The sequence below is a fragment of the Pelagerythrobacter sp. Soil_C_18 genome (genome assembly GCF_057657235.1).
On record NZ_JBDGIU010000003.1, the window covers coordinates 343,522 to 360,951 of the forward strand.

The following is a 17,430-nucleotide window of genomic DNA, read 5'->3' on the forward strand; positions in this document are numbered from 1 at the left end:
TGGCGCCGCGGCGAGGTCACGCACGGTCAATCTACCGCGGCCGCGACCTTCCTGTCCTTCTTCACCAGCAGCGATTTGAAATCGAAGCTGCCGAGCAGCGACTTCTTCTCCGACGCGCCGTCCTCCAGCCCTTCGTCGCTTGCGCCGAGCACGCGCTCGGCCACCTGCCGTATGGCTACGGCCGCCTTGCTGGCCGGGCTCGCGTCGACGAACGTCTGCCCCAGCTTGGCGGCATTGGCCGCCGTCTTGGCATCGTAAGGTACCGTGAAATCGATCTGGCGCTCGATCGACGCTTCGAAGTCGGCCTTGCTGATCTCGGCAATCGCCGTCTGTACCTTGTTCGCCACGACGATCGGCTGCGCATGCGCGGCGTTGGCTTTCAGCCACGAGAGAATGCGGATCGTGTCGCGCGCCGACGCGAGGGTCATCTCGGTGGCGAGCACCACGACGTTCACTTCCGCCAGCAGGTGCGGGAAGTTGATCAGCATGTTACGCGGCAGGTCGATCACCGTCATCTCGAACGCTTGGCGGAACTCCTCCTCCAGTTGCACGAAGGCGGATCCGTCGGTCATCAGCGGGGCACTGATCGGCGCTTCGGCCGAGAGGATCGCGAGATTGTCGTTCGCGCGGATCATCGCGCGCTCGATGAACAGGCCGTCGATGCGGCTCGGGTTGTCGATCGCGTCGGTCAGACCTCGGCCGGGCTCGAGGTCGAGCGCCAGCGCGCCAGTGCCGAAATGCACGTCGAGATCGAGCAGCGCGGTCGGCAGCTTGTGATCGGTGCTGAACAGCCAGGCGAGCGATGTCGCCAGCGTCGAAGCGCCCACCCCGCCGCGCGTGCCGACGACGGCGGTCGAGATGTGCCGCTTGGCCGCCTCGGGATCGCTCGCGCGGGGAGCAGCGAACACTGCCTGCGCATGATTGAACGCATCGCGCAGCTGTCCGGCAGACAGGGGCTTGAGCAGGTAGTCATGAATGCCGCTCGCCAGAAGATCGCGATAGAGCCGCACGTCGTTGACCTGGCCGATCGCGATGACGACCGTACCCGGTTCGCAGACCTCGGCCAGCGCGTTGATGTCGTTCAGCGGGTCGCCGCTTTCGGACAGATCGACCAGCAGGATGTTCGGGCTCGCGGTGACCGAGAGCGACTGCACGGCGTTGCGAAGGCCGCCCTTGGCGCATTTCTCCGGCTGCCAACCCATTTCGACGACCACCGGCCGGAGCACGTCCAGCGCAGCCTCGTCGCAGATGAAGGCAGCGAACGGGTCGCGGTTTCCGCCAGCTTTCCAAGGGGCGTTCATGCTCAGTTTCCTCCGGTACCGGTGCTCGACGCCGTCAGGCCGCCTTCGCCTGTCGGTGCCTGTTCGCGGTAGCTGTTGATGGCCTTGCTCGAGCTCATGACGACAGTCTCGCCGGTGCCCTTCTGACCGCTGATCAGGTCTTCGGGGTTGGCGATCATCGCGGCCATGTTGCTGTTCACGGCGCACCCGTAGTTGGGCGAGGTCGCGTTGGTGTAGTTCATGTCCGACTTGGCGGACCAGTCGGGGCAACCCGCGACATGGGCACTCGATCGGGTGATGACGATGCGGGCACGCCCTGGTTCGACATAGCCGGCGGTCACCGGTGCACCTTCGCTAAGCAGGATGCCGCGGCGTGCGGCCAGCTTGGCGACCGCTTCGCGGGTCGCGCCGCTGCCGACAGGATCGTCGATCGCGACACGATCGCCGTAGCGAAGGTCCATCACGTCGAACCATTCGGCAAGGCGCTGCTGTTCGGAAATCGGCAAGCCGCCAGCGTTCGCCTGAACGTCGAGCACGTAGTTGGTCCTTTCGACCACCGGCTGCTTCGTCGAATAGAGACTGCGGTTCTCGGGCATTCCGCCGCACGCCGCGAGTGACAGGCCGAGCGAGAGGGCGACCGCGCCCGCCAATTTGCGATTGATAGCCTTGGGCATCGTGATCACCTTTCTCACTTCAGGCTGAAGCCGGGGGCGGCGCTGTCTGCGCGGCGCTCCGGGCGACTGCCGGATTCCGGCAGCCGCTCCGGGCGACTGCCGGATTCCGGCAGCACGGCCTGCGGATCGATCCGCGAGATATCCGGCTCCGGCGCCTCGCGCTCGACCGCGCTTGGGGCCGGACGGGCCTCACCGCTTACGCCGGCGTTCTCCTGGTAGCCCAGCAACTGCTCGATTTCGTTCGAGGCGTGGAAGCCGTCGGTCGGCAGCTTGATGTCGTTCGCGTCGACCGGGTTCACCAGATAGGGCGTGACAACGATGACCAACTCGGTTTCGCCCTTGCGGAACTGGCGCGAGCGGAACAGGTTGCCGAGGATCGGCACGTCGCCGAGGCCGGGGGCCTTGTCGATCGAATTCTGCGCGCTGTTGCTCATCAGGCCGGCGATCATGAAGCTCTGGCCCGAGCCCAACTCAACGGTGGTCTCGGCACGCCGAATGGTGAGCGCGGGAATCTGGAAATTGTCCATCATCACTGCGCCCTGGCTCGACAGCTCGGAGACTTCGGGTCGCACACGGATCGAGATGCGCCCGTTCGCCAGCACGACCGGTGTATAGGCGAGGCTGACGCCGAACTTGCGGTATTCGATCGCCGTGGTGCCGAGACCTTGGCTGATCGGAATGGGAAACTCTCCGCCGGCGAGGAACTCTGCCGTCTCCCCCGAAAGCGCGGTGAGATTTGGCTGCGACAGCGTGGTTAGCAGGCCGTTCCGTTCGGCGAGATCGAGAGCGCCAGCAAGATCGAGGCCGAGGAAGCGGCCGAAGCCCGCGAGCGTCGTGCCGCCTTCCATGCCGGTCACGACGGACGAGCCCTCCGTGGCCTCCGTCACTCCCGTGAATACACCGCCCCCGGGCGCATACTGAGGGAAGGGTGAGCGGCCGGTCGTCACACCGAACTTGAAGCCGTTGGTGCCATCGAAGCTGGCCAGGTTGGCACCGATTGCGCGGACCAGCGAACGGCTTACCTCGGCAAAGCGAACCTGCAGGTTGACCTGCAGCGGCGTCGCCATCTTGAGGCGGCTGATCACGTTGGTTTCTTCGCCGACGAAAGCCTGGACGAGGCGCTCGGCCTCGGCAGCGTCTTCCGGCGCGGCGACAGTGCCCGTCAGCAGCACGGTGTTGGTGCCCATCGTCGCGACGGAAATCTCCGCCTCGGGCATGGCGAGCGCGAGCATCTGGGGAATGCTGTCGATGTTCGATCCGACGCGAACGTTGGCCGACCAGATGATGTCGCCCGCGGCGTTGCTGGCGTAGATCGTGGTCTCGCCGCCCGACTTGCCGAACACGAAGAGCTGGCGCTGCGACTTCACCTGAACGTCGGCGATCGCCTCGTTGGCGATGAAGACGTCGGCCATGGAGCCCGGCACGTTGATCAGTTCGCCGCGGCCGATCGAGAGCACGATGCTCTGTGCGGGCGTGGAAATGGTCTGCGCAGTGGCGACGTTCGCGGGCAGGCTCCCGATCGGGGCCAGCGCGACACCGGCAAACAGCGCGGTTGCGATAAGGCGGCGTTTCATCATCTTGCCCCTCGATTGCACGCCGCGGCTGCGGCAGGCGGAAAATGCGTGGATGCGGCGCATGTCAGTTCTTCCCGACCGGAACTTCGACCGTCGTCTTGCCGCGGGTGACGCGCACGCTCGGGCCACTGCGGACCGGGGCGGCTTCGCCCTCGGGGCCCGACCGGGGCATGTCCATCGAAGCGGGGCCGGACATCGTCGGGCGCGCCGCGGGCATCGAGGAACGCTGGAAGCGCGAGACGTCGCCGCCTGTCACGTAAGACGAGCTCTGGTCGATGGGGCGAGCCATCGCCTGGCGCAGCAGCTTTTCCTCTTCCTCGGGCGTCGCATCGTCGGGAATTTTGATCTCGCCGGCCGCGACCGCGCGCTCAAGCTCGGACTGGTTGTCGGCAATGGAGCGCAGCGAAAGGCTCAGCGTGCCGATGGTCTGCGCCACGGCGACCTTCTCGGCGATCTTGGGCGTAACCTCGATCGTCACCGTTCGGAATGCGCGAACCACCGTCTGGCCGTCAACGATCTCCTGCGTGGTCGACTGGTCGGTTGCGAGCACGCGCAGGTTGCGCAGGATCGTTTCCGATGCCTTGAGAGACTGGCCCTCGTCGCCCTTGACGGTCTGCGTCAACATGAGGTCGATGCGATCGCCCGGGAAGACAAAACCGGCCACACCGGTCTGCGCGGACACCGGCACGGTGACGGCGCGCATGCCGGGGCCAAGCGCGGCGGCGAGGAAGCCGCTGTCGCCCGGCTTCACCAGCGAGCCCTGGGTGACCGGTTCGCCAGCAGTGATCGGCAAGCGCACGACGGTGCCGAGCAGCTTGGAAATGTCGGCTTCGCCGTCCAGGAAGTAGGCATCCTGGACGAGATCCTCGGGCCACGTCTGGAAGGCGAGCGCGTCGGCGGTAATGATCGTGCCGGCCGGCAGGCCTCGCTGGGCGACCAGCACGCGCGGTCCCTGGGGCACCGGCGGTGCGGCTTCGGCCTGGGGCGCGGCGGCCCCGGCAAACATGCTGCGGGCCGCCAGCGCCGTGCCGATCGCAATGACCAGCGCGCCGAGCAGCAGAACCAGCTTCTTCCTGTCCATGGCTTTTGAAGCCCCCTCGTCATGCCCGGCAGATTGCGGGCGAGTCCAGATTTCGTCCTAGAATCGAACTGGTTAAAATGGAGTTCACCCCAAATTGGCAGCGGTTGCGGCTGCCGGGAGGTAGTGAATGCCCAAGACCCAGAGGCCGCCGGCGGAGATCGCCACGCCATAGGGGATTGCGAGCCGGTCACGCTGGCGCCGCAGGACATGCCAGGCGCCGAGCACGATGGTCAGGACCCCGCCTGCCAGCGCCATGACAATCAGCAGTTGCAGGAACAGGCCGGGCTCTATCCACAGGGCCAGAGCGGTCAGCAGCTTCACGTCGCCGCCGCCCATCATGCGCAGCGCGAAGAGGCCGGCGAGCACCGCGAAGGCGGCGAGCGCCACGCCGAGCTGGATCGCCACCCCCGGCCACAGTGAAATCCCGCTGGCCCACCAGAACAGCGGTGCGCCGAGCGCGATCGCACCGGTGAGCCAGTTGTCGATCTGTCGCCTGCGAAGATCGGTAAACGCTGCAATAACCAGGGCGATTGCCAAGGCTACGAGCAGCCCGTAGTGGAAATAGCCGTCCGGCATCGAAATCCCCCCATGGTCCCCCGTCAGGCGCCGGTGCTACAGAAGATGGCTTACCAAAGAGTAACCATCCGCAGGAGGGCGGCGTTAGCCAGGTGCAGGAAGCCGATGTGAACCGTGACGCGATCGACCGCCGCGCGATCCCACCGCACGCGGTCGAGAGCCGCTGGATGGCGCCCGACCAGTATGCGATCCGGCGCATCGATTGGCCAGACCACGCTGCCCGGCCGCGGGGCTCGATCTTGTTCCTTCCGGGGCGGGGCGACTGTTACGAGAAATATCTCGAGACTCTGGAGGAATGGCATCGCGCCGGCTGGTGTGTAACCGCATCGGACTGGCGCGGGCAGGCGGGCTCGGGCCGGCTGGGCACCGACGCCGTCACTGGCCATGTCGACGACTTCTCGCGCTGGGTGGACGATCTCGCCCATCTGTGGACACGGTGGAAGGCGGAGACGCCTGGCCCTCACGTGCTCATGGGTCATTCGATGGGTGGCCATCTGGTGCTGCGCACGGTGGCGGAACAGCGCGCCTATCCCGATGCGGTGGTCCTGTCGGCACCGATGCTGGGCTTCTTCGGCAGCGTTCTTCCGGTAAGCTGGATGCACCGGGTGGCTAAGGCGATGTTGCGCTTCGGCGATCCCGCGCGTCCGGCGTGGAAATGGAGTGAGAAGCCGGGCGAGGTTCCCGCGACCCGCGTGGCCCTGCTCACCCACGATGCGGAGCGTTATCAGGACGAGCTGTGGTGGCGGGAAGTGCGTCCCGAGCTGGTCATGGGGCCGGGAAGCTGGGGCTGGGTCGAGCGTGCCTACGAGTCGATGCGTCTGCTCTATGCGCCGGGCACGCTCGAGGCGATCCGCACGCCCGTGTTCCTGATCGGGACCACCAGCGACCGGCTAGTCGACATGATCGCGATCGAAGCAGCGGCGCGCCGCTTGCCGAATGGCGAACTGCTCGCGTTCGGCAAGGAGGCGCGGCACGAGATTCTACGCGAGGTCGACGCCGTACGCGACCGCGCGATGGAGGCGATTGCCGAATTCCTCGACCGCACCGCTCCGCCGAAAGCGTAGGTCCGGCTTGGCGGAACGGTTCGATATTGCGATCGTCGGTGCGGGCATGGCTGGGGCCAGTCTCGGCGCCGAACTCGCGCCGTATGCGCGCGTGCTCGTGCTCGAGGCGGAGGACCGGCCGGGATACCATGCGACCGGCCGCTCGGCCGCGTTCTGGGAGGAATGCTACGGCGGCCCGGAGGTGGTGCCGCTCACGCTCGCATCCGGCCTCTACCTGCGCGGCCACGGATTCCTGAGGCGTCGCGGCGCCGTCTACGTGGGGCGCGACAGCGATACGGCGGCGCTTGATGCCTTCGTTGCGCGCTTCAGCGCCCGTGGTGCGAACATCGAGCGGATCGGCCGTAAAGCGCTCGAGGAGCATATCCCCGGCCTCCGTCCGGGGTGGACCGGCGGTGTGTGGGAACCGGCCTGCTCCGATATCGATGTGGCGGGGCTGCACGCACATTATCTCGCTGCCTTTGCCCGGGCGGGTGGCACGCTCCGGACGAACGCCCGGGTCGAGCGCCTCGAACGTGCCGGCGGCGGATGGTCGATCGCCTCAGCGGGTGCGGAGTTCGAAGCTGCCGTTCTGGTGAACGCCGCGGGCGCCTGGGCAGACGGCGTTGCCCGAATGGCCGGAGTGCCGGCGGCCGGAATCTCCCCGATGCGGCGCACGGTGGTGCAACTTCGCGTGGATCCTCCACCACCTGACGATATGCCGCTGGTCCTCGACATCGAGGGCGGCTTCTACTTCCGGCCCGAGAATGGGCGGCTCTGGCTCAGTCCGCAGGACGAGACGCCGTCCGCACCCTGCGATGCGGCACCCGAAGAACTGGCTGTCGCCGAAGCGGTTGACCGCCTTCAGCAAGTCGTCGACTGGCGGGTCCAGGCCGTCGAGCGCAAGTGGGCGGGCTTGCGCAGCTTCGCGCCCGACCGGCGCCCGGTCTACGGACTCGATCCGGTGGACCCGGCGTTCTTCTGGTTCGCCGGGCAGGGCGGCTTCGGCATTCAGACCGCTCCCGCCGCTGCCCGCTTCGGCGCACAGCTGCTGCTCGGCGCGGCCCGGGACGAGATGACGGCGGGGTTGGACCCGGCGCTCTACTCTCCGGCTCGATTGGGCCGATAAAGCACTGGCCATCTGGCTATCATTTGTTAATCTGCCCGCGCTTCGCAATCGACAGGAGACGACGCACAGATGGCTCACCACTTCAAGATCAAGAAGAACAAGGCCGGCGAGTTCGTGGCTTACTTCATGTACAACTCGGAGGCGATCTTCTGGACGGAAGGTTACGCCAGCAAGGCGAGCGCGAAGAACGCGATCGAATCGATCCAGAAGAACGGGCCGGGCGCCGGCACCACCGACGAAAGCTGACGCAGAAGCTCGGGGTCAGCGGATCGCCTCGCGCGCGATCCGCTCGGCCTCGTCGCTTGCGAGTTGGTCGACGCGATCGTTCTCGGGGTGACCCGAGTGCCCCTTGACCCACTGCCACACGATCTCGTGGCGCGCAGCGGCATCGATCAGCTCGTGCCACAGGTCGGCGTTGCGGACGGGCTTCCTGCTGGCGTTCGTCCAGCCCCGTCGCTTCCAGCCTTCGACCCACTTGGTGATGCCGTCGAGCACGTACTTGCTGTCCGAATGGAGCGTTACCCGGCACGGTTCGGTCAGCGCTTGAAGTCCGCGGATCGCGGCGGTCAGTTCCATGCGGTTGTTGGTCGTGTCGCTCTCGGCGCCGGCCAGTTCCTTCTCGTGTCGTCCCATGCGCAGCAGCGCGGCCCAGCCGCCCGGGCCGGGATTGCCCTTGCACGCGCCGTCGGTAAAGATCTCGACCTGCTTCATTGCTGTCGTCCGTACCTCCTCAGCCGCGCGAGGCGAACGGGGCGTCGCCCGCTTCGGCGTAGAACTTCCAGCGCCGTGCGAAATCCATCGGGTCCTTGCGCGTCACCAGCGCGTCGGACGGCGTGTCGAGCCAGTCCTCGGCGCGGCTCGCCGTGAAGCGCAGGCAGGCGCCTTGGGCAAGCAGAGACATCTCCTGACGCTCGCGCGAGGCTAGCGGCCGAACGGCCTCGTAACCCTCGATCAGCGCCTTGCCGACCTCCGGCCGGTAGCTGGCTCCGCGCGCGTCGAAGCTCCAGGCGGCATGGGTCACCGCCAGATCGTAAGCCATCGCGCCGCTGCATGCGAAGTAGAAGTCGATCATTCCCGAGACCCGGTTGCCGAGCATCAGCACGTTGTCGGGAAAGAGATCCGCATGGATGATCGCGCGGTCGAGATCCACCGGCCAGTTCTCGGCTATCCGCCCGGCCATATCTATCGTCCCCGGCAACATCGGGTCGATCGATGCCAGCGCCTGTTCCCCGCAACGCTCGAGCGTGTGCCAGTTGAAGCTGGGGTCAAGCGGATCGGTCCGCTCGAGCGGGAAATCGCACGAGGCGAGATGGACCTGCGCGAGCGCCGAGCCGACCGCCCGCGCCTGAGAAGGTGTCGGCCGATCGACCGAGACGCCCGGGAGAAATTCGATCAGCGCCACCGCCTTGCCACCCAGCATCCGCCACGCCGCGCCGTCGCGGTCGTGTATCGTACGTGGCACAGGGCAGTCGGCGGCGGACAGATGATCGAGCAGGCCGAGGAAGAAGGGCAAGTCGTCCGGATCGATCCGCCGTTCGTACATCGTCAGGATGAACCGGCCACGATCGGTTTCGATCAGCCAATTGCTGTTCGACACGCCTTCGGCAATTCCCTTGGCCGAAACGAGCGTTCCAACGTCATAATGCGCGATCAGATCGGCGAGATCTTCGGCCCCGAGGTAGGTATAGACGGCCATTGTCGCTAGTCGACGAGCTGGCGCGGCAGCTTGAACACCATCTTCTCTTCGGTGGTAACGAGCGTGTGTTCCTCGACCGTGCGCCATTGCGAAAGCTGCTCAACCACCTCGCGCACCAGTTCCTCCGGGGCGGAGGCGCCGGCGGTAAGGCCGACCGTTTGAACGCCGTCGAGCCATTCAGGCCGGATGTCGCTCGCGCGCTGGATCAGCTTGGCATCTGTGCCGCAGCGCTCGGCGACTTCGACCAGCCGCAGCGAGTTCGAACTGTTCGGCGCGCCGATCACGAGGACGAGATCACTGTCGGGCGCGATCGCCTTGACCGCCGCCTGGCGGTTGGATGTCGCATAGCAGATGTCTTCCGCCTTCGGGCCCACGACGTGCGGATACTTGTCCCGAAGCGCTGCGACGATCGCCCGTGTGTCGTCGACGGAGAGCGTCGTCTGCGTCAGGAACGCGAGCGGCTGGTCTGTTGGAAATTCGAGCGCCTCGACATCGGCGACGGTCTCGACCAGCGTCATCGTGCCTTCGGGCACCTGGCCCATCGTGCCGATGACTTCCGGATGCCCCTTGTGGCCGATGAACACGATATGGCGACCGGCCTCGATCTGCCGTTCGGCCTGGCGGTGGACCTTGCTCACCAGCGGGCAGGTGGCATCGAGGTAGTCGAGCCCGCGCCGCCCCGCCTCGGCGGGGACCGACTTCGGCACGCCGTGCGCGCTGAACACCACCGGCGCGCCGTCGGGCACCGAATCGAGTTCCTCCACGAACACCGCGCCCTTGGCTTTGAGAGAATCGACCACGTAGCGGTTGTGGACGATCTCGTGACGCACATAGACGGGCGGCCCGTAACGTTCGAGCGCGCGCTCGACGATCTCGATCGCCCGGTCGACCCCGGCGCAGAACCCGCGCGGCGCGGCGATCAGCAGGGTCAATGCGGCGCGCTCCTCGGCGCGGTCGCGGGATTGCAATGGGGCATTCATATCCGCGCCTCTAGCGCTTTGCCGCGCGCCTCGCTAGGGCGGCGAGATTGGAATTCGAAGGAAGCCTTGCATGACACCGAGCCGCCGCCTCTTCGCCCCGATCGCCCTCGCAGCAGCGCTGGCGGGTTGTGCGGGCGAAGGCGATCTCGTCATCAATCAGGGCGTCGGCATCACCGCGGTGCGGACTGCGTGCCCTGCCGTGGGTGTGCCCGACTACACCGGCGACATCACGCTGTTCCGCACGCCCGGTCAGCCCACCGCCGACAATATCGACGTGACCGCGGCGATTACCAACGTGCGCAGCACCTGCAACGAAACCGGCGAGCGGATCTATTCCGAAGCGACGTTCGACGTGCTCGCGCGCCGCACCGACGCCAGCGAAGCGCGCCGGGTCGAGCTTCCCTACTTCTCCACCGTCCTGCGCGGCGGTTCGGCGGTGCAGTCGAAGCGCGTCGGCACCGTCGTGATCGATTTCGCCGCCGGGCAGGAGCGCGCGCAGGGTAGCGGCGTGGCGGGCGCGTTCATCGACCGGGGCGCCGCGACGCTGCCGGAGGACATTCGCGAACAGATCACGCGCCGCCGCGAACCGGGCGATCCGGACGCGGCACTCGATCCGCTGGCCAATCCCGAAGTCCGTGCGGCGCTCGACCGGGCGAATTTCGAGCTGCTGGTCGGTTTCCAGCTCACGCAGGAACAACTGACCTACAACGCCACCCGCTAAGGGGGGCAGCATGCGCTCGCCGGGGGCGGGCGCTTGCGCTTTGCGGCATTTCGTCTAACCGCGCGGACCATGTCCGAACGCAAGACCCTGCACGCCGCCTTTGCGGCGAAAGTCGATGCCGTGCTCGCCGCACTCGAAGCCGAAGGCGCGTTGCCCGCAGGCAGCTCGCGCGCCAACGTTGCGGTCGAGCCGCCGCGCGATCCGAGCCATGGCGACCTCGCCACCAATGCCGCGATGGTGCTGGCGAAGCATGCCGCCACCAACCCGCGCGCGCTGGCCGAGAAGGTGGTCGCCCATCTCGAGCGCGATCCGGACATCGAAAGCGCCGAAATCGCCGGCCCGGGTTTCATCAACCTGCGCCTGTCGGACGCGGCGTGGCGCGACGAGCTGGCCGCGATCGCTGAACTCGGCGCGGACTACGGCCGCTCGGCGCTCGGCACCGGCACGCGCGTCAACATCGAATACGTCTCGGCCAACCCGACTGGCCCGATGCACATGGGGCACTGCCGCGGGGCGGTCGTGGGCGACGCGCTGGCCGCGCTGCTCGAATTCGCCGGGCACGAGGTGGTCCGCGAATACTACGTCAACGACGCCGGCGGCCAGGTCGACGTGCTCGCCCGCTCGGCGCATCTGCGCTACCGCGAGGCGCTGGGCGAGGACATCGGCGCGATCCCGGAAGGGCTCTATCCCGGCGAATATTTGAAGCCGGTAGGCCAGGCGCTCGCGGCGGAACTCCGCGACAAATATCGTGATGCCCCTGAAAGCGAGTGGCTGCCCGAGTTCCGCGCCCGCGCGGTCGCTGCCATGATGGAACTGATCAAGGCCGACCTTGCGCTGCTCGGCATCCACCACGACGTGTTCGCCTCGGAAGCCGAGCTCCAGCGCGCCGGCAAGCCCGCGCAGGCGGAAGCATGGCTGCGCCAATATGATCTGGTCTACGACGGCATCCTCGAAGCGCCCAAGGGCAAGACGCCCGAGGATTGGGAGCCGGTCGAGCTGCCGCTGTTCCGCTCGACCCGCTTCGGCGACGATCAGGACCGCCCGATCCGCAAGAGCGACGGGAACTGGACCTACTTCGGCGCCGACCTCGCCTACCACATGCAGAAGGCCGAAGGCGCCGATGCGCTGATCGACATCTGGGGTGCGGATCACGCGGGCACGGTGAAGCGGATCAAGGCCGCCGTTGCCGCGCTCAGCGAGGGCGAGGGCAAGCCGATACCCTTCGACGTGAAGCTGGTGCAGATGGTCCAGCTCCTGCGCGGCGGCGAACCGGTGAAGATGTCGAAGCGCAGCGGCACGTTCGTCACGCTGGCGGACGTGGTGCAGGAAGTGGGCAGGGACGTGGTTCGCTTCACCATGCTTACCCGCAAGCCCGAAGCACAGATGGAATTCGACTTCGCCAAGGTGGTCGAGGCCTCGAAGGATAATCCGGTCTTCTACGTGCAGTACGCGCATGCCCGGATCAGCTCGACGCTGCGCAAGGGCGCTGCCGAAGGCGTGACGCCGTCGGATGCTGCGATCGCCCGTCTGGGCGCTGAGGAGCTCGCGCTGGTCAAGCAGGCCGCGCAGTTCCCGCGGATGGTCGAAGCGGCCGCACAGGCGCGCGAGCCGCACCGCGTCGCCTTCTTCCTCTACGATCTGGCGGCGGCGTTCCACGCCTACTGGAATCTTGGCAACGACACCCCGGCAAAGCGCTTCATCGTGGCACAAGATGCCGAGCTCAGCGGCGCGAGGCTTTTCCTCGCCGCGCAGATCGGGCAAGTGGTTCGCAATGGCCTCGCATTGCTGGGGGTGGAGGCCGTCGAGGAGATGTGACGATGACGGGGCGGGGTGGAAACATCGAAGACGGCGGGCCAGTGGCTGGCGAGTGGGAAGAAGATGGCGAGGCCATGGAAACCCACGAGCTCGAACTCGACGATGACGAACGGCTCCCCTGGCTCGAATCGGCCGACGACGAAGGCGACGAACAGGGCGTCGACGCCGGCCGGATCGTGGGCTTCGTGATCCTCGCGCTGCTCGTGCTCGCAGTCGTGCTCGGCGGCGGCTGGTATCTGCTGAAGGGGCGCGGCAATCCGGATCTCGTGGCGGACGGCAGCACGATCGAAGCGCCCGAGGAGCCTTACAAGGAACGGCCCGAGAATCCCGGCGGCCGCATCGCAGAGGGAACCGGCGATGTCGCACCGGCCGTCGGCCTGGGGCAGAGCCAGCAGGGGCGTCTCGCGCAGGAGCAGGAGGTGCGGCCACCGCGCGCCGCTTCCGAAACCGGGGCGAGCGAAACCGAAACCTCGACCGGCGTTGCGGTGCAGGTCGGCGCGTTCTCGACCCGCGAGACTGCGCAGCGCGGCTGGGCCACGTTGACCCGCCAGACCGAGGTTTTGAGCGGCGTCAAGCATCGCATTGTCGAGGGCAAGGCCGACATCGGCACCGTTTACCGCCTCCAGGCAGTCGCCGGCGACGTGGCTTCCGCGAAGCGGCTGTGCGACGCCTTGCAGGCCGATGGGGTCGCTTGCCAGGTCAAGCGCTGAGCCACCACACTCGCTATCCACACCGCAACCCGCTGCCGTGCTTGCGGCATGCGCGGATTGCTGCGATTCCTAACCCATGACGCCCGCAATTTTCGGACTGTCCGGGGCCAGGCTGACCGCGGAGGAGCGCGACTTCTTCCGCGAAGCCGATCCTGCGGGCTACATCCTGTTCGGCCGCAACTGCGAAACGCGCGAGCAATTGCGCGCGCTGACCGATTCCCTGCGCGACCTGCATGGGCGCGAGCGTCTGTTCGTCTGCATCGATCAGGAAGGCGGCCGGGTCGCTCGCCTGCGTCCGCCGCAATGGGCCGGTTATCCGGCCGGCGCGGCGTTCGATCGGCTCTACCAGATCGCGCCGGCAAGCGCGATCGAGGCGGCGCGCGCCAATGCGGAGGCCATGGCGATCGAGCTTTCGGCCATGGGCATCACCGTAGATTGTCACCCGCCGCTCGACGTGCGGCAGGAAGGGACGCACGACGTGATCGGCGATCGCGCGCTCGGCAATGAACCTCAGCAGGTCGCCGCGCTCGGCCGCGCGATTCTCGACGGGCTTGCGCGGGGCGGGGTCGCGGGCTGCATCAAGCATATGCCGGGGCACGGCCGTTCGAGCACCGACACCCACAAGGAAATGCCCACCGTCACCGCGAGCGAGGCGGAGCTGGAGACCGACCTCGCGCCGTTCCGCGCGCTGGCGGACACGCCGATCGGCATGACAGGACATTTGCTGTTCACCGCGTGGGACGCCGACAACCCGGCGACTCTTTCGCCGACGGTCGTGAACGAGGTGATCCGGGGGCGGATCGGCTTCGACGGCCTTCTGTTGACCGACGACATCGACATGGAGGCGCTCTCCGGCACGGTTCCCGAGAGGGCGGCGCGCGCCGTCGCCGCGGGCTGCGATCTCGTGCTCAACTGCTGGGCGAAGATGGACGACATGGCGGCGATTGCGGAGCACCTGCCCGCCTTGCCCGCACGGGGACTGAAACGCCTCGAACAGGCACTCAACGGCACACAAGTGCGCGGGACTGAGGGACAGGCGACCGATCTTCTGGCCAAGCGGGACGCCTTGCTCGCGCTGGCGGGACAAGCGGCGTGACCGAAGACGGCCTGCTCTTCGATATCGCCGCCGGCCCCGATGCCGACGACGATGAGAGCTGGGCCGGTACAGGGGCGGGCGAGACCGAGAACACCGCGCTCTATCTCGAGCTCGACGGGTGGGAAGGGCCGCTCGACCTGCTGCTCGACCTCGCGCGGCGGCAGAAAGTCGATCTGCGTTCGATCTCGATCCTCGCGCTGGTCGACCAGTACCTCGGCTATATCGAGCGGGCGGAGGCGCTGCGGCTGGAGCTGGCGGCCGACTACCTCGTGATGGCTGCCTGGCTTGCTTATCTGAAATCGGCCCTGCTGCTGCCGAGGGAGGAGCAGGAGAACCCGAGCCCCGAAGAACTCGCGCTGCGGCTGCAACTGCGGCTGCAGCGGCTGGGCGCGATGCGCGAGGCGGCGGCGCGGTTGATGGCGCGCGACCGGATCGGGCGCGACGTCTTCGTTCGCCCTGCGCCGGAGGGGCTGCGGATCGACCGCACGACCAAATGGACTTGCGACTGGTACGCGCTGGTCCAGGCCTACGGGCAGGTCAAGGCGCGCACGGCGCCGGCGATCCATATGGTTCGCGAACGGCCGGTCATGACGCTCGAATCGGCGCTCGACCGGGTATCGGCGATGCTCGGCGTCACGCTCGACTGGATGGAGCTGCGCGATTTCCTGCCGCCCCATGCCGAGCCGCGCCTGCGCCGCTCGGCGCTCGCATCGAGTTTCGTGGCGGCGCTCGAACTCGCCCGCCTGGGCAAGGCGGAGCTGGCGCAAGAGGAAGTGTTCGGTCCGCTCCGTCTGCGGCGAGTGACCGCATGACGGCGGCGGTCGACGAACTCCAGCGCGCGATCGAGGCGACGCTGTTCGCCGCCGAGGAGCCGATGACGGTCGAGGCGCTCGCAGGGCACCTCGGCGATGCCGATCCGGGCCATGTCCGCGAGGCGCTGCGCGACCTCGCCGCATTCTACGAACCGCGCGGGATTCGGCTGGTCGAGCGGGCGAAGCGCTGGCATTTCCAGACCGCGCCCGATCTCGCGCACCTGCTGCGGCGCGAGCGCGAGCAAGTCCGCCGCCTGAGCCGCGCCGCGACGGAAGTGCTTGCGATCGTCGCCTATCACGAGCCGGTCAGCCGCGCGGAGATCGAATCGATCCGCGGCGTGCAGACCTCCTCCGGCACGCTTGACGTGCTGATGGAGGCGGGCTGGGTGCGCGTGGCGGGGCGGCGCGAAGTTCCCGGGCGGCCGGTGATATATGCGACCACGCCCGAGTTCCTGCAGCACTTCGGCCTCGAATCGCGGCGCGACCTGCCGGGTATCGACGAATTGCGCGCCGCGGGCCTGCTCGATCCGGTCGAGGACGCCTACGAAGCGGCCGCAGCGGGCGGGGACGACACCTCCGAGACAGAAACGCAGGGGCAGACGCTGCCTACCAGTTGAATCTGTTGTCGACCGCTCCGCGCTGGCGCGAGGCGGTGGAAAGGCCTATATCGCCCCTCAAGCAAACGAAAGGTTCCCCATGTCGCTCGGCCCCTGGCAGCTCATCATCATCGCGCTCGTTATCCTCGTCCTCTTCGGGCGTGGGCGCATCTCGGAAATGATGGGGGATTTCGGCAAAGGCATTAAAAGCTTCAAGGAAGGCATGACCGAGGAGGACGGCAAGGCTTCGAAACCTTCGCCGCGAATCGAAGGTCCTGCGCACGAGGCGAAGCCGGCGTCCGAAGCGGCCAGCGACGTGAAGCCGGCGGAAAGCCGCGACAGCAACCGTTGAACCCGAATTTCCGCGCCGTCTGAGCCATGTTCGATATCGGCGCCACCGAACTGCTCGTCATCGTAATCGTGGCGGTCATTGTGATCGGCCCGAAGGACCTGCCGCTTGCCTTGCGCACGGCCGGCCGGTGGATGGGCAAGATTCGCCGTGTTTCCGGCCATTTTCGCACGGGGGTCGAGACCATGATCCGCGAGGCGGAAATGGAGGAAATGGAGAAGAAGTGGCGCGAGCAGAACGCGCAGATCATGGCCGAACATCCGGCGGACGCGGCCGAGTCGGCTGAACCGGCGACTGCGCCGACTGCCGAATCGCGAACCGAGCCGCAGGCGCCTCCGCCCGAAGCAGACGACCAGCCCAAGCTGCCCCTCGGCAAACCGGGGTCCGAATAGCGCGCCATGGCACTTCAATTGCGAGATCTCGATGAGACGCAGGCGCCGTTGCTCGATCATCTGATCGAACTGCGGGCGCGTCTGATGCGATGTGTCATCGCCTTGGCGATCGCCTTCGCCGTCTGTCTCTATTTTGCCGACGACATTTTCGGTTTTCTCGTGCGGCCGCTCACGCTCGCTTTCCCCCAGGGACAGGGGAAGCTGATTTACACGCAGCTCTACGAGGCGTTCTTCGTCGAACTGAAAGTGGCGCTCTTCGCAGCCTTCTTCATCAGCTTTCCGGTAATCGCGAACCAGCTTTGGGCCTTCGTCGCGCCGGGCCTCTACGCGCGCGAGAAGAAGGCCTTCCTGCCGTTCCTGATTGCCACACCCATTCTGTTTCTGTGCGGGGCCGCGCTCGCCTATTACGTCGTCATGCCGACGGCGTTTCGCTGGTTCCTCGGCTTCGAAGGGACGGTCGGCGGACTCGACATCGAGGCTCTGCCCGGCACCGGCAACTATCTCTCGCTGGTCATGCAGTTCATCCTGGCGTTCGGGATCAGCTTCCTCCTCCCGGTTCTGCTGCTGCTGCTGAATCGCGCAGGCATCGTCACGCGGGAGCAACTTGTTGCCGCACGGCGGTACGTCATCGTGGCGGTGGTCGCGGTTGCCGCGATCGTGACGCCGCCCGACCCGGGTTCGCAGTTGATCCTGGCCCTGCCCTTGCTGCTGCTGTTCGAGGGATCGCTCGTGTTGATGCGCTTCTCGGAGCGCAAGGCTGCCGCCGATGCGGAGGACGAGAAGGCGGACGAAGAGACCGAAGGCTAGCGCGGCAAACCCCATCGTCGCGCAGCTTGGGGCCAACGGACCCGACCTGCGCTACGCTCCTAGCCTGTCAGTCTTCCTGATCAATCAGGGGTGGGAGGGCGT

The 17,430-nt window shown here is 66.9% G+C and carries 20 protein-coding genes; 12 read left to right on the forward strand and 8 right to left on the reverse strand.

Features of this window, described 5'->3' with window-relative positions; all coding sequences use genetic code 11:
- Positions 1–26: 26 nt before the first annotated feature.
- The 5 genes from AC3A5N_RS09695 to AC3A5N_RS09715 form a co-directional block, all read right to left on the reverse strand.
- Positions 27–1,301, reverse strand: a complete 1,275-nt coding sequence (locus AC3A5N_RS09695) for a CpaE/TadZ family protein (protein ID WP_487737108.1) — start codon at positions 1,299–1,301, stop codon at positions 27–29.
- A gap of 2 nt (positions 1,302–1,303) precedes the next feature.
- Positions 1,304–1,954 (reverse strand): CpaD family pilus assembly protein, encoded by a 651-nt coding sequence (locus tag AC3A5N_RS09700; RefSeq protein ID WP_487737109.1) that lies wholly within the window; start codon positions 1,952–1,954, stop codon positions 1,304–1,306.
- Positions 1,955–1,968: 14 nt separating this feature from the next.
- The gene (locus AC3A5N_RS09705) at positions 1,969–3,591 is read right to left on the reverse strand and encodes a type II and III secretion system protein family protein (RefSeq protein ID WP_487737110.1); all 1,623 of its coding nucleotides are present in this window, start codon (positions 3,589–3,591) and stop codon (positions 1,969–1,971) included.
- A 1-nt stretch (position 3,592) separates the two neighbouring features.
- On the reverse strand, positions 3,593–4,609 hold the full coding sequence (gene cpaB, locus AC3A5N_RS09710; protein ID WP_487737111.1) for a Flp pilus assembly protein CpaB: 1,017 nt from the start codon (positions 4,607–4,609) through the stop codon (positions 3,593–3,595).
- Positions 4,610–4,693: 84 nt separating this feature from the next.
- Complete coding sequence (locus AC3A5N_RS09715; RefSeq protein ID WP_487737112.1) at positions 4,694–5,185, reverse strand: A24 family peptidase; 492 nt, start codon at positions 5,183–5,185, stop codon at positions 4,694–4,696.
- A gap of 167 nt (positions 5,186–5,352) precedes the next feature.
- On the opposite strand from AC3A5N_RS09715, the gene AC3A5N_RS09720 reads away from it, so the two are divergent.
- The 3 genes from AC3A5N_RS09720 (at position 5,353) to AC3A5N_RS09730 (ending at position 7,600) form a co-directional block, all read left to right on the forward strand.
- Entirely contained in the window at positions 5,353–6,249 is an 897-nt protein-coding gene (locus tag AC3A5N_RS09720; RefSeq protein WP_487737209.1) for an alpha/beta fold hydrolase, read from the forward strand.
- Between the two features lie 7 nt (positions 6,250–6,256).
- Positions 6,257–7,354: an NAD(P)/FAD-dependent oxidoreductase gene (locus AC3A5N_RS09725; RefSeq protein WP_487737113.1), complete on the forward strand. Its 1,098-nt coding sequence runs from the start codon at positions 6,257–6,259 to the stop codon at positions 7,352–7,354.
- A gap of 69 nt (positions 7,355–7,423) precedes the next feature.
- On the forward strand, positions 7,424–7,600 hold the full coding sequence (locus AC3A5N_RS09730) for a YegP family protein (RefSeq protein ID WP_487737114.1): 177 nt from the start codon (positions 7,424–7,426) through the stop codon (positions 7,598–7,600).
- Positions 7,601–7,615: 15 nt separating this feature from the next.
- Here AC3A5N_RS09730 and rnhA read toward each other — a convergent pair whose 3' ends face one another.
- The 3 genes from rnhA to ispH are packed head-to-tail and all read right to left on the reverse strand — an operon-like array spanning position 7,616 to position 10,030.
- Positions 7,616–8,065, reverse strand: a complete 450-nt coding sequence (gene rnhA, locus AC3A5N_RS09735; RefSeq protein WP_487737115.1) for a ribonuclease HI — start codon at positions 8,063–8,065, stop codon at positions 7,616–7,618.
- A gap of 19 nt (positions 8,066–8,084) precedes the next feature.
- Positions 8,085–9,050: a homoserine kinase gene (gene thrB / locus AC3A5N_RS09740; protein ID WP_487737116.1), complete on the reverse strand. Its 966-nt coding sequence runs from the start codon at positions 9,048–9,050 to the stop codon at positions 8,085–8,087.
- Between the two features lie 5 nt (positions 9,051–9,055).
- The gene (ispH, locus tag AC3A5N_RS09745; protein ID WP_487737117.1) at positions 9,056–10,030 is read right to left on the reverse strand and encodes a 4-hydroxy-3-methylbut-2-enyl diphosphate reductase; all 975 of its coding nucleotides are present in this window, start codon (positions 10,028–10,030) and stop codon (positions 9,056–9,058) included.
- Between the two features lie 70 nt (positions 10,031–10,100).
- Here ispH and AC3A5N_RS09750 point away from each other — a divergent pair, with 70 nt between their 5' ends.
- From AC3A5N_RS09750 to tatC, 9 genes are all read left to right on the forward strand, one after another.
- Entirely contained in the window at positions 10,101–10,751 is a 651-nt protein-coding gene (locus tag AC3A5N_RS09750; RefSeq protein ID WP_487737118.1) for a hypothetical protein, read from the forward strand.
- Positions 10,752–10,820: 69 nt separating this feature from the next.
- Entirely contained in the window at positions 10,821–12,566 is a 1,746-nt protein-coding gene (argS, locus tag AC3A5N_RS09755) for an arginine--tRNA ligase (RefSeq protein WP_487737119.1), read from the forward strand.
- 2 nt (positions 12,567–12,568) lie between these two features.
- Positions 12,569–13,276: an SPOR domain-containing protein gene (locus AC3A5N_RS09760; RefSeq protein ID WP_487737120.1), complete on the forward strand. Its 708-nt coding sequence runs from the start codon at positions 12,569–12,571 to the stop codon at positions 13,274–13,276.
- Between the two features lie 76 nt (positions 13,277–13,352).
- Entirely contained in the window at positions 13,353–14,372 is a 1,020-nt protein-coding gene (gene nagZ, locus AC3A5N_RS09765) for a beta-N-acetylhexosaminidase (RefSeq protein WP_487737121.1), read from the forward strand.
- The gene (locus tag AC3A5N_RS09770) at positions 14,369–15,184 is read left to right on the forward strand and encodes a segregation and condensation protein A (RefSeq protein WP_487737122.1); all 816 of its coding nucleotides are present in this window, start codon (positions 14,369–14,371) and stop codon (positions 15,182–15,184) included. Before nagZ ends, AC3A5N_RS09770 begins: the two co-directional genes overlap by 4 nt.
- On the forward strand, positions 15,181–15,801 hold the full coding sequence (scpB, locus tag AC3A5N_RS09775; RefSeq protein WP_487737123.1) for an SMC-Scp complex subunit ScpB: 621 nt from the start codon (positions 15,181–15,183) through the stop codon (positions 15,799–15,801). Before AC3A5N_RS09770 ends, scpB begins: the two co-directional genes overlap by 4 nt.
- A gap of 79 nt (positions 15,802–15,880) precedes the next feature.
- Positions 15,881–16,132 (forward strand): twin-arginine translocase TatA/TatE family subunit, encoded by a 252-nt coding sequence (gene tatA / locus AC3A5N_RS09780; protein ID WP_487737124.1) that lies wholly within the window; start codon positions 15,881–15,883, stop codon positions 16,130–16,132.
- Positions 16,133–16,158: 26 nt separating this feature from the next.
- Positions 16,159–16,521, forward strand: a complete 363-nt coding sequence (gene tatB, locus AC3A5N_RS09785) for a Sec-independent protein translocase protein TatB (protein WP_487737125.1) — start codon at positions 16,159–16,161, stop codon at positions 16,519–16,521.
- A gap of 6 nt (positions 16,522–16,527) precedes the next feature.
- On the forward strand, positions 16,528–17,328 hold the full coding sequence (gene tatC, locus AC3A5N_RS09790) for a twin-arginine translocase subunit TatC (protein WP_487737126.1): 801 nt from the start codon (positions 16,528–16,530) through the stop codon (positions 17,326–17,328).
- Positions 17,329–17,430 lie beyond the last annotated feature (102 nt).